The sequence below is a fragment of the Klebsiella terrigena genome, from assembly GCF_006539725.1.
GTDB lineage: Bacteria > Pseudomonadota > Gammaproteobacteria > Enterobacterales > Enterobacteriaceae > Klebsiella > Klebsiella terrigena.
The window spans coordinates 15,804-29,755 of the sequence record NZ_BJNO01000014.1 but is presented as its reverse complement, the minus strand read 5'-3'; the positions used below and the strand labels follow the sequence as shown (position 1 = coordinate 29,755).

General features: G+C 56.7%; 18 protein-coding genes. 14 read left to right on the top strand and 4 right to left on the bottom strand.

The annotated features are described in order from the left end of the window. Nucleotides 1–59 precede the first annotated feature (59 nt). The 3 genes from RTE01_RS15845 to RTE01_RS15835 all read left to right on the top strand — a co-directional run bounded on the left by RTE01_RS15845 (nt 60) and on the right by RTE01_RS15835 (nt 3,038). Entirely contained in the window at nt 60–572 is a 513-nt protein-coding gene (locus RTE01_RS15845; protein WP_166793765.1) for an isochorismatase family protein, read from the top strand. Nucleotides 573–689: 117 nt separating this feature from the next. Next, nucleotides 690–1,910 (top strand): peptide antibiotic transporter SbmA, encoded by a 1,221-nt coding sequence (sbmA, locus tag RTE01_RS15840; RefSeq protein WP_041144248.1) that lies wholly within the window; start codon nt 690–692, stop codon nt 1,908–1,910. Nucleotides 1,911–1,928: 18 nt separating this feature from the next. Next, complete coding sequence (locus tag RTE01_RS15835; RefSeq protein ID WP_041144249.1) at nt 1,929–3,038, top strand: DUF1615 domain-containing protein; 1,110 nt, start codon at nt 1,929–1,931, stop codon at nt 3,036–3,038. Here the strand turns inward: RTE01_RS15835 and RTE01_RS15830 are convergent. Next, nucleotides 3,035–3,337 (bottom strand): DUF2755 family protein, encoded by a 303-nt coding sequence (locus RTE01_RS15830; RefSeq protein WP_041144250.1) that lies wholly within the window; start codon nt 3,335–3,337, stop codon nt 3,035–3,037. The two genes, RTE01_RS15835 and RTE01_RS15830, sit on opposite strands and share 4 nt — an antisense overlap. 253 nt (nt 3,338–3,590) lie before the next feature. Between RTE01_RS15830 and RTE01_RS15825 the strand changes: the two genes are divergently transcribed. Further along, on the top strand, nt 3,591–3,794 hold the full coding sequence (locus RTE01_RS15825) for a DUF2754 family protein (RefSeq protein ID WP_041144251.1): 204 nt from the start codon (nt 3,591–3,593) through the stop codon (nt 3,792–3,794). Between the two features lie 75 nt (nt 3,795–3,869). Here RTE01_RS15825 and ddlA read toward each other — a convergent pair whose 3' ends face one another. Next, nucleotides 3,870–4,967 (bottom strand): D-alanine--D-alanine ligase, encoded by a 1,098-nt coding sequence (gene ddlA / locus RTE01_RS15820; RefSeq protein ID WP_134525314.1) that lies wholly within the window; start codon nt 4,965–4,967, stop codon nt 3,870–3,872. Between the two features lie 336 nt (nt 4,968–5,303). Here ddlA and RTE01_RS15815 point away from each other — a divergent pair, with 336 nt between their 5' ends. The 5 genes from RTE01_RS15815 to psiF all read left to right on the top strand — a co-directional run bounded on the left by RTE01_RS15815 (nt 5,304) and on the right by psiF (nt 9,100). After that, a complete protein-coding gene (locus RTE01_RS15815; protein ID WP_115193472.1) occupies nt 5,304–6,500 on the top strand; it encodes a multidrug efflux MFS transporter in 1,197 nt (398 codons plus the stop codon). A gap of 19 nt (nt 6,501–6,519) precedes the next feature. Further along, nucleotides 6,520–6,903: a hypothetical protein gene (locus RTE01_RS15810; protein ID WP_134525315.1), complete on the top strand. Its 384-nt coding sequence runs from the start codon at nt 6,520–6,522 to the stop codon at nt 6,901–6,903. Between the two features lie 6 nt (nt 6,904–6,909). After that, nucleotides 6,910–7,170: an anti-adapter protein IraP gene (gene iraP, locus RTE01_RS15805; protein WP_041144254.1), complete on the top strand. Its 261-nt coding sequence runs from the start codon at nt 6,910–6,912 to the stop codon at nt 7,168–7,170. An 87-nt stretch (nt 7,171–7,257) separates the two neighbouring features. Further along, nucleotides 7,258–8,688, top strand: a complete 1,431-nt coding sequence (gene phoA / locus RTE01_RS15800) for an alkaline phosphatase (RefSeq protein WP_166793711.1) — start codon at nt 7,258–7,260, stop codon at nt 8,686–8,688. A gap of 91 nt (nt 8,689–8,779) precedes the next feature. Beyond that, nucleotides 8,780–9,100, top strand: a complete 321-nt coding sequence (gene psiF / locus RTE01_RS15795) for a phosphate starvation-inducible protein PsiF (RefSeq protein ID WP_041144255.1) — start codon at nt 8,780–8,782, stop codon at nt 9,098–9,100. A gap of 42 nt (nt 9,101–9,142) precedes the next feature. On the opposite strand, the gene proC is transcribed toward psiF, so the two are convergent. Then, on the bottom strand, nt 9,143–9,952 hold the full coding sequence (proC, locus tag RTE01_RS15790; protein ID WP_041144256.1) for a pyrroline-5-carboxylate reductase: 810 nt from the start codon (nt 9,950–9,952) through the stop codon (nt 9,143–9,145). Between the two features lie 116 nt (nt 9,953–10,068). Between proC and RTE01_RS15785 the strand changes: the two genes are divergently transcribed. Beyond that, nucleotides 10,069–10,521, top strand: a complete 453-nt coding sequence (locus tag RTE01_RS15785) for a YaiI/YqxD family protein (protein WP_041144257.1) — start codon at nt 10,069–10,071, stop codon at nt 10,519–10,521. Between the two features lies 1 nt (nt 10,522). On the opposite strand, the gene RTE01_RS15780 is transcribed toward RTE01_RS15785, so the two are convergent. After that, nucleotides 10,523–11,224: a DUF2076 domain-containing protein gene (locus tag RTE01_RS15780; RefSeq protein WP_134525317.1), complete on the bottom strand. Its 702-nt coding sequence runs from the start codon at nt 11,222–11,224 to the stop codon at nt 10,523–10,525. A gap of 335 nt (nt 11,225–11,559) precedes the next feature. Between RTE01_RS15780 and aroL the strand changes: the two genes are divergently transcribed. The 4 genes from aroL to ppnP all read left to right on the top strand — a co-directional run bounded on the left by aroL (nt 11,560) and on the right by ppnP (nt 13,874). Continuing rightward, nucleotides 11,560–12,090: a shikimate kinase AroL gene (gene aroL / locus RTE01_RS15775; protein ID WP_115193471.1), complete on the top strand. Its 531-nt coding sequence runs from the start codon at nt 11,560–11,562 to the stop codon at nt 12,088–12,090. A 123-nt stretch (nt 12,091–12,213) separates the two neighbouring features. Continuing rightward, entirely contained in the window at nt 12,214–12,405 is a 192-nt protein-coding gene (locus RTE01_RS15770) for a YaiA family protein (protein ID WP_041144260.1), read from the top strand. A 340-nt stretch (nt 12,406–12,745) separates the two neighbouring features. After that, entirely contained in the window at nt 12,746–13,423 is a 678-nt protein-coding gene (locus RTE01_RS15765) for an AroM family protein (protein ID WP_123550979.1), read from the top strand. Between the two features lie 166 nt (nt 13,424–13,589). Further along, the gene (gene ppnP / locus RTE01_RS15760; RefSeq protein ID WP_041144262.1) at nt 13,590–13,874 is read left to right on the top strand and encodes a pyrimidine/purine nucleoside phosphorylase; all 285 of its coding nucleotides are present in this window, start codon (nt 13,590–13,592) and stop codon (nt 13,872–13,874) included. The last annotated feature ends 78 nt before the right edge of the window (nt 13,875–13,952 follow it).

The window sequence follows — 13,952 nt, the reverse complement described above, 5'->3', positions numbered from 1 at the left end:
ATTATTGTTTGGTTAATCAGGTTGTAAGAGAGAGAGACATGGCCGCTCAACGGGTAGTAATGGTAGTAGATATGCAAAATGGCGTTTTTGCGACCCCGCGTATTGAGCGTGAGCGCTGCGTCGCACAAATTAACCGCCTGATCCGCGCGGCGGATCGCGTGATTTTTATTCAGCACGCAGAGGATGGCGGGCTGGAAGAGGGAAGCGAAGGTTTTGCGCTGCTGCCTGAGGTGGAGCAGCCGGAAAATGCAATTTTTGTCACCAAAACCGCCTGCGATGCGTTTTACCAGACCCGCCTCGCGCAGGTGTTGAGCGAGCAGGACATTACGCAGTTTGTGATTTGCGGCTGCGCAACGGACTATTGCGTTGATACCACCATCAAAAACGGCGCCAGCCGCGGCTATGCCCTAACCGTCGCCGAAGATGCGCATACTACCGCTAACCGCCCGGCGGCGCAGGCGCAAACGCTGATTGCCCACTATAACGAGGTCTGGCGTACGCTGACCGTCCCCGGCAATCCTGTACGCGTGAAATCCACAGAAACAATTCTTAGCGCCTGGCAGACGAACTAAGCTGCTGATATCCGGTCTCATAATTCGGTCGCCTTTCCTTGCCGCTGCTCCTCTGCGGCGGGCATTGTCGTGGTACACAGCATAATCAGAATGATAAGAAGTTAGCAGGAGAGCATGATGTTTAAATCTTTTTTCCCCAAACCGGGGCCGTTTTTTATCTCTGCCTTTATCTGGTCGCTGCTGGCGGTGATCTTTTGGCAGGCGGGCGGCGGCGACTGGCTGCTGCGAATGGCCGGCGCATCGCAAAACGTGGCCATCAGCGCCGCGCGCTTCTGGTCGCTGAACTATTTGGTTTTTTACGCCTACTACCTGTTCTGCGTCGGCGTTTTCGCCCTGTTTTGGTTTAGCTGGTGCCCGCATCGCTGGCAGTACTGGTCGATCCTCGGCACGTCGCTGATTATCTTCGTCACCTGGTTCCTGGTGGAAGTGGGGGTGGCGATCAACGCCTGGTACGCGCCGTTCTACGATCTGATACAGGCCGCGCTGGCCACGCCGCATAAGGTCAGCATTAACCAGTTTTATCAAGAGATTGGCGTATTCCTCGGGATTGCGGTTATTGCGGTGATTATCGGCGTGATGAACAACTTTTTCGTCAGCCACTACGTCTTCCGCTGGCGTACCGCGATGAACGAACACTACATGGCGCACTGGCACCATTTACGCCATATCGAAGGCGCGGCCCAGCGTGTGCAGGAAGATACCATGCGCTTTGCCTCTACCCTTGAAGATATGGGCGTGAGCTTTATCAACGCGGTGATGACCCTGATTGCCTTTCTGCCGGTGCTGGTCACCCTGTCCGAGCACGTGCCGGACCTGCCGATTGTTGGCCACCTGCCGTATGGCCTGGTGATTGCGGCGATCGTCTGGTCGCTGATGGGCACCGGTATGCTGGCGGTGGTGGGGATCAAGCTGCCGGGGCTGGAGTTTAAAAACCAGCGCGTTGAGGCGGCCTATCGTAAAGAGCTGGTATACGGCGAAGATGACGCCGCTCGCGCGACGCCACCGACCGTACGCGAGCTGTTCGGCGCCGTACGCCGCAACTATTTCCGCCTCTATTTCCACTACATGTACTTCAACATCGCGCGCATTCTCTATCTGCAGGTCGATAACGTTTTCGGTTTGTTCCTGCTTTTTCCGTCGATCGTTGCCGGTACGATTACGCTGGGCCTGATGACGCAGATAACCAACGTATTTGGCCAGGTGCGCGGTTCGTTCCAGTACCTGATCAGCTCCTGGACGACGCTGGTGGAGCTGATGTCCATCTACAAACGTCTGCGCAGCTTTGAGCGTGAGCTCGATGGCAAAGAGTTAAATGAAGTCACGCAAACGCTCGGTTAATTATCTCAAGGAAGGATTATGGCGGCAGCAGCCTCTACTCGTATCGTTTCGCTCTCCCTGACGCTTCTGGCGGGGATGGTTCTCAGCGCCTGTACCAGTAATCAGGGACCGGCGCTAAAAAAAGGCGAAAAGCCCGTGGACGTTGCCGCCGTAGTCCGGCAAAAAATGCCGGCCAGCGTGAAGGACCGTGATGAATGGGCGCAGGCGATAGCTAAAGCCTTCGAAAGCCAGAAGCTGGCGCCGACGGAAGAAAACGTCTGTTCGGTGCTCGCCGTGGCCCAGCAGGAGTCCAACTATCAGTCTGATCCGGTGGTGCCTGGGCTGAATAAAATCGCCTGGCAGGAGATAGACCGCCGGGCGGAGAAAATGCACATTCCGCTGTTCGTCGTGCATACCGCGCTAAAAATTCCTTCCCCGAACGGCAAAAGCTACAGCGAGCGCCTGGATAGCGTGAAAACGGAGAAGCAGCTAAGCGCCGTTTTTGACGATTTTATCGACATGGTACCGATGGGCCAGACTCTGTTTGGCTCCCTCAACCCGGTGCATACCGGCGGCCCGATGCAGGTCAGCATCGCCTTTGCCCAGCAGCACACCGACGGCTATCCGTGGAAAATGGAGGGCAGCGTGCGCAAGGAGGTCTTTAGCCTGCGCGGCGGCCTGTGGTTTGGCACCCGGCATTTGCTGAACTATCCGGCGAACTATAGCGCGCCGCTGTATCGTTTTGCTGATTTCAACGCCGGCTGGTACGCCAGCCGCAATGCCGCATTTCAACATGCGGTCAGCAAAGTCAGCGGCGTGAAGCTGGCGCTGGACGGGGATTTGATTCGCTACGACAGCGACGAGCCGGGGACCACAGAGCTGGCGGTGCGGCGCGTAGCCGGACAGCTGGCGATGAGCGATGACGATATTCACCGACAGCTGAAGAAAGGCGATAGCCTGGCGTTTGAGAAAACCGACCTCTATCAGCAGGTTTTCCGTCTTGCGGATAAGAAAGCAGGCAAGGCCGTACCGCGGGAAATCCTCCCCGGGATCCAGCTCGAAAGCCCTAAAATTACGCGAAATCTGACAACCGCCTGGTTCGCGAAGCGGGTTGATGAGCGGCGCGCCAGCTGCATGGCGCGTCGTTAGCGATTATTGCGCCAGCGCAGGATAAGCCCGAGAAGAGCCACCAGCAGGCAGCCAATCAGAAAGGGGACCAGGCCAAATATTGTCCCCACCGCCAGACCTATTTCTATGCGCGGATGTTGGGTGTTCTGGACCTGTATTAAGTGTTCAAAAACGCCGGGCGCGTGCACCAGCATGCTCAGCATTTGCGCTCCGGCCCAGAAGCAGAACAGCACAAACAGTCCGTAGGCGATATTGCTGCTGGTCAGCGGGCTCCTTCTTTTTTTGCCAAAGAGCGTTTTTGAAAAGGCAAACTCTGCCATATAACCTCCGTACTCCACTTCTCAGCCGTTTTTACACCGGCTACACGGCGATTATTTTGGCAGCGGGGGGCGCTATCCAGTATCAGATTGCTGGTAATTTTCGGCCAGGAATATTCCTGAACTTATCGCTTTGCGAGCGCGTTAAAAGTTTGGCAAAGGGAGAGCCATCTCCCACTGTTAAATAATTCTCAACGTCGCTACAGACCGCGGATTGCGCCTGTGCGAAGATGCTTTTTTTGCCGTTGGAGTTGTCATGAAGCTCACTGATAAAATTCGCCGTGACTGGCACTATTACGCTATTGCGCTGGGGTTAATTTTTATTCTGAACGGCGTGGTGGGGCTGCTGGGGTTTGAAACTCAGGGCTGGCAATCCTATGCCGTGGGGCTGGTGACCTGGGTCATTAGCTTCTGGCTGGCGGGGTTTATTATTCGCCGTCGTCCGGCGGAGCAAGCCTAGGCATTGATAGTTTCGCGGCCACCCGGGCCGTAAAGCTGTCGCCCCGGCAAGCGCTGCGTCGCCGGGGCAATTTCATCAGTTCATTGAGGTTTTCAGCGCGCGATCGGCGGCGTGACGCTCCAGCGCCAGCTCAATTAGGCGAGTGATCAGGCTGGTATAGTCCAGTCCGCTGGCTTGCCACAGCTTGGGATACATGCTGATATTGGTAAACCCTGGCAGCGTGTTGATTTCATTGATAACAACTTCATTATCTGCCGTCAGGAACACGTCGATGCGCGCCATGCCGCTGCAGCCGAGCGTCTGATAGGCGCGAACGGCAATATCGCGAATTTTATCGTTAACTTCACCGTCAATGGCGGCCGGAACGACGACTTTCGCCCCCTGGTCGTCAATGTACTTGGTGTCGTAGGCGTAGAATTCGCTGTTGAGGACGATTTCGCCGCAGGTGCTGGCCTCAGGTTCATCGTTACCCAGTACCGCACACTCGATCTCCCGGCCCTTAATTCCTTGTTCAACCACCACTTTATGGTCAAATTCAAAGGCCAGGGCGACCGCCTGCTGATACTGCTCTTCGTTGTTCACCTTGCTCACGCCCACCGACGAGCCCTGGTTGGCCGGTTTGACAAACAGCGGCAGGCCGAGGGTGTTTTGCACTTCAGCGAAGCTAAAGCGCTGGCGGTTAGCGCGGGTCAGGGTAATAAACGGTGCGATGGACAGGCCGGCGTCACGCAGCAGGCGCTTGGTGACGTCCTTATCCATGCAGGCGGCGGAGCCGAGCACGTCAGAGCCGACGAAGGGCAGGTTAGCCATCCGCAGCATGCCCTGCAGCGAGCCGTCTTCTCCCAGGGTGCCGTGGACAATCGGGAAAATGACGTCGATGGCGGCCAGCGGTTGACCGCTGTCGGCATTAATCAGCTGCCGGGATTGGCGGCCGGGAATTTGCGCCAGCGTGACATCGGAGGGACGCAGCGCAATATGGGCAGGATCCTGCGGGTTCAGCAGATAGTTACCGGCATCGTTAATGTGCCAGAGACCCTGTTTATCAATCCCCAGCAGAACGACGTCGAAGCGCGATTTATCAATTGCTTCCACGATGTTCTTCGCCGACTGCAGTGACACTTCATGTTCTGCCGACTTGCCGCCAAAAACGATCCCAACCCTCATCTTAGCCATTTCAACTTCCATCCTGATTACATCAAAGCACATAACATAGCATGTGCGATGACGGCATGGCTGCCAGAATCTCTGCGGCAGATGGTAGGGGGTTAAAAGCTGTTCAACCGCCGCTGCGGATAAGCAGGCGAGGGCGGGAGCCGATACGCGGCGGCGCCGCGACGTCAGCACAACGCCCTAAGGCTCAGGCGATTAGCTCTGATAATATTTTATAAATCGGGATATGGAATGATAAAACACTAAACTCATCGCGAGCGCATCTCTGGTAATACGCCGGCGGAGGGAACTTGCTAAGCTAGATAATAATTCACAAAAAACTAATGAATACGCGTAGTTATGGAATCCTGGAAGGTTAATCTCATCTCTGTCTGGTTCGGCTGCTTTTTTACCGGCCTGGCAATCAGCCAAATTCTGCCGTTCTTGCCGCTCTATGTTTCTCAGCTGGGCGTCACCTCTCACGAGGCGCTGTCGATGTGGTCGGGCCTGACGTTTAGCGTCACCTTCCTGGTATCGGCCATCGTTTCGCCGATGTGGGGCAGCCTCGCGGATCGCAAAGGGCGCAAGCTGATGCTGCTGCGCGCCTCCCTGGGAATGGCGATTGCCATCCTGCTTCAGGCCTTTGCGACCAACGTCTGGCAGCTGTTTATCCTGCGCGCGGTGATGGGGCTGACTTCCGGCTATATTCCTAATGCGATGGCGCTGGTGGCCTCTCAGGTACCGCGAGAACGCAGCGGCTGGGCGCTCAGTACGCTATCGACGGCGCAGATTAGCGGCGTCATCGGCGGGCCGCTGCTGGGCGGTTTCCTCGCCGACCACGTTGGCCTGCGAATGGTGTTTATCATCACCGCCATTTTGCTGACGGTGAGCTTCCTGGTGACGCTGTTCTTGATTAAAGAGGGCGTGCGCCCGCAGGTCAATAAGGCGGATCGCCTAAGCGGCAGGGAGGTATTTGCTACGCTGCCCTATCCCGGCCTGGTCATTAGCCTGTTCTTCACTACCCTGGTGATTCAGCTGTGCAACGGTTCAATCGGGCCGATTCTGGCGCTGTTTATCAAATCGATGACCCCGGAGAGCAATAATATTGCCTTCCTCGCCGGCATGATTGCCGCCGTGCCGGGCGTTTCGGCGCTGATCTCGGCCCCGCGTTTAGGCAAGCTTGGCGATCGGATTGGCACCTCGCGGATCCTGCTGGCGACGCTGTGCTGCGCGGTGGTGATGTTCTTTGCGATGTCGTTCGTGACCACGCCGCTGCAGCTGGGCGTGCTGCGCTTTATGCTGGGCTTTGCCGACGGCGCGATGCTGCCGGCGGTGCAAACGCTGCTGCTCAAATACTGCAGCGATAGCGTGACCGGACGCATCTTCGGCTACAACCAGTCGTTTATGTATCTGGGGAACGTCGTCGGGCCGCTGATTGGCGCCTCGGTATCGGCAATGGCCGGCTTCCGCTGGGTGTTTATCGCCACGGCGATTATCGTGCTGATTAACCTTTGGCAGCTGGCGGTTATGCTGCGGCGCAGCCGGGCATCTGCCTGACTGCCGCCAGGCGGTATGTGTGCATACCGCCTTATTAACTTCTCGCGGCGATGCTTTCATTACTCTTTGTTATGACACCAGTCCATCAGCGCCGCACACCACGGCATGGTGCTGGGGTCTAAAGCCGCGTATCAGGCTGCTCACCAATTCTATTATGGTGATGCATTTTGCTTATTACGGAAATACGACGGCTATACCATTTTATTATTTACTATTAAAAATGGTTATAGAACTCTCTTTGGTCGTTATTTATGGTGGTTGCTTTTGCTGCCTGTTTTTTAATCGTGAAAACGTTTCGCTTATTATCCGTGATAATCCGCAGACATTTTTAGAAAATAAATCTGGTATCCGACGACGAATCTATGACATAAAGAACAAATTACTGACCTCGCCTAAAGGATAAAGCGTTGTGAAGAATCTCATTGCCGAGCTACTGGTAAACCTGGCACAAAAGGAAGAGGAAACAAAGGAACTGACGGTGCAGGTTGAGGCGCTGGAAGTGGTGGTCACGGCGCTGCTAAGGCATATGGAGCAGGACGCTCAGCAGGCGTTAATTAACGATATTGAACAGGCTATCGAGCAGGCCAGCCCCGGTCCGCTGGTTGACGAGCGCGATGCCCAGCGGTTGCAGCAATATATAAAAAAGCTGTTGCGGCATCCTCGTAGCTAGCGCCTGTGACAAGGTATGGATGCTGTCATTTTACTGTCACATCGCTTTTATAAAGTCTCCCTCGTTTTGTTTTTTAAGTATTTTTACATGGAGACGACAAAAGTGAAATTAAGCGCCCTCTTTATTGCCCTACTGCCTCTGCTGGCTTCCCCGGTTATTCATGCTGATACCCCGTCCGCCCCGGCGCTCGATAATCGTGCCGCCCAGGGAGATATCACCGCTGCCGGCGGCGCTCGTCGTTTAAGCGGCGACCAAACTGCCGCGTTACAGGCCTCATTAATCAACAAGCCAGCCAAAAATATTATTTTGCTGATTGGTGACGGAATGGGGGATTCAGAAATTACCGCCGCACGCAATTATGCCGAAGGCGCGGGCGGTTTCTTCAAAGGTATTGATGCGCTGCCGTTGACCGGTCAGTACACCCATTATTCTCTGGATAAGAAAACCGGCAAGCCGGATTATGTGACCGATTCCGCCGCGTCCGCGACGGCGTGGACCACCGGCGTCAAAAGCTATAACGGCGCGCTGGGCGTCGATATCCACGAGAAAGATCACCAGACCATCCTTGAGCTGGCGAAAGCCGCCGGCTTTGCTACCGGCAACGTCTCAACCGCCGAACTGCAGGACGCCACGCCCGCCGCTCTGGTGGCACACGTGACCTCACGTAAGTGCTATGGCCCCAGCGTCACCAGCGAAAAATGTCCGGGCAACGCGCTGGAAAAAGGCGGCAAGGGATCGATTTCCGAGCAGCTGCTGAACGCCCGCCCCGACGTGACGCTTGGCGGCGGAGCAAAAACTTTCGCTGAAACCGCCACCGCCGGTGAATGGCAGGGCAAAACGCTGCATGACCAGGCGGTCGCCCGCGGCTACCAGATTGTCACCGACGCCGCTTCGCTGGCCGCAGTCGGCGAAGCCAACCAGGGCAAACCGCTGCTGGGGCTGTTTTCTGACGGTAATATGCCGGTACGCTGGGAAGGGCCTAAAGCCTCCCTGCACGGCAACATCGACAAGCCGGCGGTAACCTGCACGCCGAACGCGAAGCGCGACGCCTCGGTGCCAACGCTGGCGCAGATGACGGATAAAGCCATCAGCCTGCTGAGCAGCAACGAGAAGGGCTTCTTCCTGCAGGTTGAAGGTGCCTCCATCGACAAACAGGATCACGCGGCGAACCCGTGCGGCCAGATTGGCGAGACCGTCGATCTTGACGAAGCGGTGCAGAAAGCGCTGGAGTTCGCCAAAAAAGATGGCAATACCCTGGTGGTGGTGACCGCCGACCACGCGCACTCCAGCCAGATCATCCCCGCTGATTCTAAAGCGCCGGGCCTGACGCAGGCGCTGACCACCAAAGACGGTGCGGTGATGGTGATGAGCTACGGTAACTCCGAGGGCGAGTCGATGGAGCATACCGGGACGCAGCTGCGTATCGCCGCCTACGGCCCACATGCCGGGAACGTCGTCGGCCTAACCGATCAGACCGATCTGTTCTATACCATGAAAGATGCTCTGGGCCTGAAATAAGCCCGTGCCGGCGGCGAATTTCAGCCGCCGGCTGGTTTTTTTCCCGTCAGCGACCAGACTTACAGGGATTGACTCACAGAAGGATGGTGCGATGAAAATAACATTACTGGTTGCCCTGCTGTTTGGCCTGGTCTTTGCCACTGCGGTCAGCGCCGCGGAAAAAACGCCGACACCCCAGCAGCAAAAAATGACGGTCTGTAACAAAGACGCGTCGGCGAAAGCGCTGAAAGGGGATGAGCGTAAGGCGTTCATGAGCAGCTGTCTGAAGAAAGATGCGCCGGCTCCGGAGAACAAAGGGTTAACGCCTCAGCAGCAAAAAATGGGCGAGTGTAACGGTCAGGCGACCCAGCAGTCGCTGAAAGGGGACGATCGTAAGAAATTTATGAGCGCCTGCCTGAAAAAACAGGGGTAGTGGAAACGGGTGAGGCCCGGCCTCACCCGATCATACCCGGCTTCAGGAGCGGCTAAGCTTCTCTGATTTTTCCATGCATTTCGCTATCGCTTCGATCACCGCTGAACGGAAACCTTTCTCTTCCAGCACCCGAACCGCCTCGATGGTGGTTCCACCCGGCGAGCACACCATATCCTTCAGCGCGCCCGGATGCTCTGCGCTTTCCAGCACCATTTTCGCCGAGCCCATCACCGCCTGCGCGGCAAACTTATAGGCCTGGGCCCGCGGCATACCGCCGAGCACGGCGGCGTCAGCCATCGCTTCAATAAACATAAACACGTAGGCCGGCGCCGAGCCGCTGACGCCGACCACCGGATGGATCATCGCCTCAGAGATAATCTCAGCCTGCCCAAAGCAGCGGAAAATAGTCAGAATTTCAGCGGTTTCTTCGCTGGTGACCAGCGCGTTTGGCGTGACGGAAGTCATACCCGCGTTGACCAGAGAGGGGGTGTTAGGCATGGCGCGGACGATCTTGCGATCGTGCCCCAGCGCGCGTGCGAGCTGATCGAGGGTGACGCCCGCCGCGATGGAGACCACCAGAGAATCTTTATTCAGGCTGGAGGCCACGTCGCTCAGCACTTTAACCATGATCCCCGGCTTCACCGCGCCGAACACAATATCTGCGACCTGGGCAACGTCCTGGGCGCTCTGCGCCGCGTTGATACCGTACTGGTCGTGTAGGGCCGCCACTTTATCCGGCGACGGGGTGTAGACCCAAATTTGCCCCGGCTGTACCTGCCCGCTGGCGATCAGGCCGCCGAGAATGGCCTTACCCATATTGCCGCAGCCGATAAAGCCAATTTTCTTCTCCATCACCCTTCTCCTGTGCTTATTTTGTCGTGAGTTATCTAGCTTATCACTCCGGAGCTTTCCCGGGGGACAAAAGCAGGTGACAATAATAGCCCCCTTTTTCGTCCACAGGAGCTGGAATGGCTATTTGGGTTGATGCGGACGCCTGTCCAAACGTGATTAAAGAGATTTTGTTTCGTGCCGCCGAGCGCACGCAAACGCCGATGACGCTGGTGGCAAACCAGGCGCTGCGGGTGCCGCCGTCGCGCGTCATTCGTACCCTGCGCGTACCGCAGGGCTTTGATGTTGCCGATAACGAAATTGTTCGCCTGTGCGAGCCGGGCGACCTGGTGATTACCGCCGATATTCCGTTGGCCGCCGAAGTGCTGGCCAAAGGCGGCGCGGCGCTCAATCCGCGCGGGGAGCGCTACAGCGAGGCCACCATTCGCGAGCGCCTGACGATGCGTGATTTTATGGAAACGATGCGGGCCAGCGGCGTGCAAACCGGCGGCCCGGATACCCTATCGCAGCGCGACCGTCAGCAGTTTGCCGCCGCGCTGGAGAAGTGGCTTACAGAAACGAAAGGTCGGTAGCCTAAACCCAGCTATCGTCGTCGCTGCCGATGTCGTCATCGCCGAAACCGGCGTCGAAGTCGGAGCTGTAGGTGCTGTTATCCGCAAGGAACTGACCGTCGTCCTGGCTGAAAGGATCGTCCGATGCGCTGCTGTCCGCCGTCTGCGCGAGGTCAGCCTGCGGCTTCTCTTCGATGATATTGACGATCTCCTGCGGGTGCGATCCGCTGAACATATTGGTCAGCATATTGCCGAGCACCACCCCGCCCGCCACGCCCGCCGCGGTCTGGAGCGCACCGGCCATAAAGCCGCCGCCGCGAGCCGCCTGAGGAGCGTAGTTCTGCTGCTGCATTTGCGGGGCATACTGCGGCTGCGCGCCGGCCTGCGGCCGACCGTACTGCTCCGCGCCCGGAATAGGGTCAGAACCGCGTGACTGCGACTGACCGCCGCCAAACAGGCCGGAGAGAAACCCGCCGCTGCTCGGTTTCGCCGCCTGCAGCTGCGTCACCTGGCTTTCCAACGCCTGGATACGATCGTTGAGCTGCTTAATCGCCGCTTCCTGAATCAGGATCGTTTGCGCCATGTAGTAGGGGGCGGCTGGCTGCTCTTTGATGTGCTGCGCAATCCGCTCCTCGGCGTCGGCATCGCGCGATGCGCTCTGCGTTCCGGCCTCTTTTAGTCGGGAAAACAGCCCATCGATAAGGCGTTGTTCTTCAGATTGCATGATACATTCCTCTGTCACACTGATAAATTACGGTCAGAGTGCGTCTGGACCACCCATGTTGTAAATATGTTGCAGCGTAAAGCTTTGCATAAATGTGTTACCGTTTACGCCAGCCAGCGGCTAAAAAATAATCCCTGAGTCGAGGTAAATCTGGCGCAACATTTAATGCAATGATAAGTTTACATGCAAAATCCCTTTGCTCTCTATGATGAAAGGGAATGCCTGATAATTTGTAACGTTTATTTTACGGTTATCGTGACGCCGCTTTGCAGGTATCATTGCGCACTTTTCGTATTCATTTTCCCGCAAAATGCGGAACCAGAGGGTCTTCGGTAATGACACAGCCAATCTATCTCATCGGTCCACGCGGCTGCGGTAAAACGACGATCGGCCACGCGCTGGCGCGGGCGCGTAATTACCAGTTTACCGATACCGATCATGCCCTGCAGGCGCTTGAGCAGCGTACGGTCGCGACGATCGTCGAGCAGGAGGGCTGGGATCGCTTTCGTGAGCTGGAATCGCAGGCGCTAAAAGCGGTCACCCGCCCGGAAACGGTTATTGCGACCGGCGGCGGCATTGTGCTCATCGAAGAGAACCGTCAGTTTATGCGCGAGAACGGCGTGGTTTTCTATCTCCAGGCCTCGGTATCTGCGCTGATTGACCGCCTTGAAGCCTATCCGAAAACCGAACAGCGTCCGACGCTGACCGGCAAACCGATCCGCGATGAGGTTGGTGAAGTGCTGGCCCAAAGAGAGGTGCTGTACCGGGCGACCGCGCACCATATTATCGATGCGACCGCCGAGCCGGATGAGGTGGTCGGACAGATCGTGGCGACGCTGCAGAGCGCCTGTACGGTCGATAATTAACCCTTCAGAGTGGCGAAAGAGCCGCCTGCTGGCGGGTAACGGAGCGAGTTCGGACTTTACCTGGGGCAAACGGAGCGCGGCTATCTATACTTTATGGCTCGTACGGTAAAAGAGGGAAGAGCCATGCCAGACCGACCGCCATATCCGCGCAAAGCGCGCGTCGTCGCCGTTGAGAAAGGTCAGAAGGGCCAGACTGAAACCTGGTATCAACTCCGCGCCGATTATCCCACCCCCGATTCACTGATTAGCGAACATCCAGTCGAGAGCGAAGCGCTGGATGCCAAACGGCGCTATGAGGATCCTGAGAAATCGTAGCCCGCCTTCTGCGCCGCAGCCTGTCAGCGCCATCGCTGGCAGGTATTTTTGCCCCCGCTGAACACGTCTCTCGCCGCTGATTTACGCGCCTGCGCGGCGCGCTGTTTTTCTCAGCCAAAGAGTCAAACCGGACACCTGTCACATTTTTAATTCATCACGCGTACTAATGAATATCTAAGGTGCGGATTTTTCAGGAGTGTTCCTGAATCATCTGGAATCTTTACACTCTACTGGAGCGCTAAGCTGCTACGCTTCTGGACGGTTGATTTTTAGCCACCAGGGGGGCGGATATTATGCGGTAAGCCTGTGCTGAAGGCGTGGAAGTGAAAAGGTAGATGATATGAGTACAACAATGGCCATTTTAACCGTTGGCGTGGTGCCGGTGGCGGAGGTTCTGCCGCTGTTAACCGAACATATCAGGGAAGAGCAGATCACGCATGTTAGCCTGCTAGGTAAAATGACGCGCGAAGAGGTGATGGAAGATTATGCCGTTGACCCCGACGACGAGCGCCTGCTTACCTTGCTCAATGACAACCGGATGGCCGAGGTCTCGCGGTGGAAGATTGAACGTGATTTAAAACATCTTATCGCGCTGCTCGATCGGCAGGAGTATGACGTCATTCTGCTGTTGAGCTCCGACATGCTGAGCGGTTTTACGGCGCGCAACGCTATTCTGCTGGAGCCACAGCGCATTATCCCGCCACTGGTGGCGTCGATCGTCGACGGTCATCAGGTGGGGGTCATCGTTCCCGTTGAGGACGTTCTGCCGCTGCAGCAGCAAAAGTGGCTCTCGCTCAACAGCGCGCCGTACTACGCGCTGGCGAACCCGGTTAGCGGCAGCGACAGCGATTTGCTGGCGGCCGGAAGGGCGCTGCTGGAGCAGGGCGCCGACGTGCTGGTGCTGGACTGTCTCGGCTACCATCAGCATCATCGGGACGTGCTGCAAAAAGCGCTGGACGTGCCGGTTCTGCTCTCCAATGTGCTCGTTTCGCGGCTGGCGGCAGAGCTTTTAGTTTAAGCCGATCGGCGCCGGCGCGTATTCCGGGGCGCCCGGCCTACGGGCAAACGCGGGCGCTGCGGCTATCCTGCGTCACAGGACTGGCATCAGGCGTTAATTTTACGTGACAGAAACGAGGAGCGCCCCCTATATTGAGGTTTCAACAAAAGATCATAAGGGCTTGTTTATGCTTCAAAGTAATGAATACTTCGATGGAAAAGTGAAATCGATTGGTTTCACCAGCAGCAGTACGGGCCGCGCGAGCGTGGGCGTGATGGCTGAAGGGGAATATACCTTTGGAACCGCACAGCCGGAAGAGATGACCGTAGTCAGCGGTGCGCTGAACGTTCTGCTGCCTGGGGAAACCGAGTGGAAAGTCTATACCGCCGGTGAAGTATTCAACGTTCCTGGCAGCAGCGAGTTCCACCTGCAGGTTGCTGAGCCAACGTCCTATCTGTGCCGCTATCTGTAATACTGATTTTGTCATCCTGCCGCCGTGCGGCAGGATGACGATCCGCGTCATCGAGTGATTCTGCGGATGTCATTCAGC

Bases quoted from the DNA above. Each gene is read 5' to 3' on its own strand.
- psiF (WP_041144255.1), top strand. From the start codon at position 8,780: ATGAAAATAACATTACTGGTTGCCCTGCTGTTTGGCCTGGTCTTTGCC.
- RTE01_RS15835 (WP_041144249.1), top strand. From the start codon at position 1,929: ATGGCGGCAGCAGCCTCTACTCGTATCGTTTCGCTCTCCCTGACGCTT.
- phoA (WP_166793711.1), top strand. From the start codon at position 7,258: ATGGAGACGACAAAAGTGAAATTAAGCGCCCTCTTTATTGCCCTACTG.
- RTE01_RS15770 (WP_041144260.1), top strand. From the start codon at position 12,214: ATGCCAGACCGACCGCCATATCCGCGCAAAGCGCGCGTCGTCGCCGTT.
- sbmA (WP_041144248.1), top strand. From the start codon at position 690: ATGTTTAAATCTTTTTTCCCCAAACCGGGGCCGTTTTTTATCTCTGCC.
- RTE01_RS15845 (WP_166793765.1), top strand. From the start codon at position 60: ATGGTAGTAGATATGCAAAATGGCGTTTTTGCGACCCCGCGTATTGAG.
- RTE01_RS15785 (WP_041144257.1), top strand. From the start codon at position 10,069: ATGGCTATTTGGGTTGATGCGGACGCCTGTCCAAACGTGATTAAAGAG.
- RTE01_RS15780 (WP_134525317.1), bottom strand. From the start codon at position 11,224: ATGCAATCTGAAGAACAACGCCTTATCGATGGGCTGTTTTCCCGACTA.
- ppnP (WP_041144262.1), top strand. From the start codon at position 13,590: ATGCTTCAAAGTAATGAATACTTCGATGGAAAAGTGAAATCGATTGGT.
- RTE01_RS15765 (WP_123550979.1), top strand. From the start codon at position 12,746: ATGAGTACAACAATGGCCATTTTAACCGTTGGCGTGGTGCCGGTGGCG.
- aroL (WP_115193471.1), top strand. From the start codon at position 11,560: ATGACACAGCCAATCTATCTCATCGGTCCACGCGGCTGCGGTAAAACG.
- RTE01_RS15825 (WP_041144251.1), top strand. From the start codon at position 3,591: ATGAAGCTCACTGATAAAATTCGCCGTGACTGGCACTATTACGCTATT.
- RTE01_RS15830 (WP_041144250.1), bottom strand. From the start codon at position 3,337: ATGGCAGAGTTTGCCTTTTCAAAAACGCTCTTTGGCAAAAAAAGAAGG.
- ddlA (WP_134525314.1), bottom strand. From the start codon at position 4,967: ATGGCTAAGATGAGGGTTGGGATCGTTTTTGGCGGCAAGTCGGCAGAA.
- RTE01_RS15815 (WP_115193472.1), top strand. From the start codon at position 5,304: ATGGAATCCTGGAAGGTTAATCTCATCTCTGTCTGGTTCGGCTGCTTT.
- proC (WP_041144256.1), bottom strand. From the start codon at position 9,952: ATGGAGAAGAAAATTGGCTTTATCGGCTGCGGCAATATGGGTAAGGCC.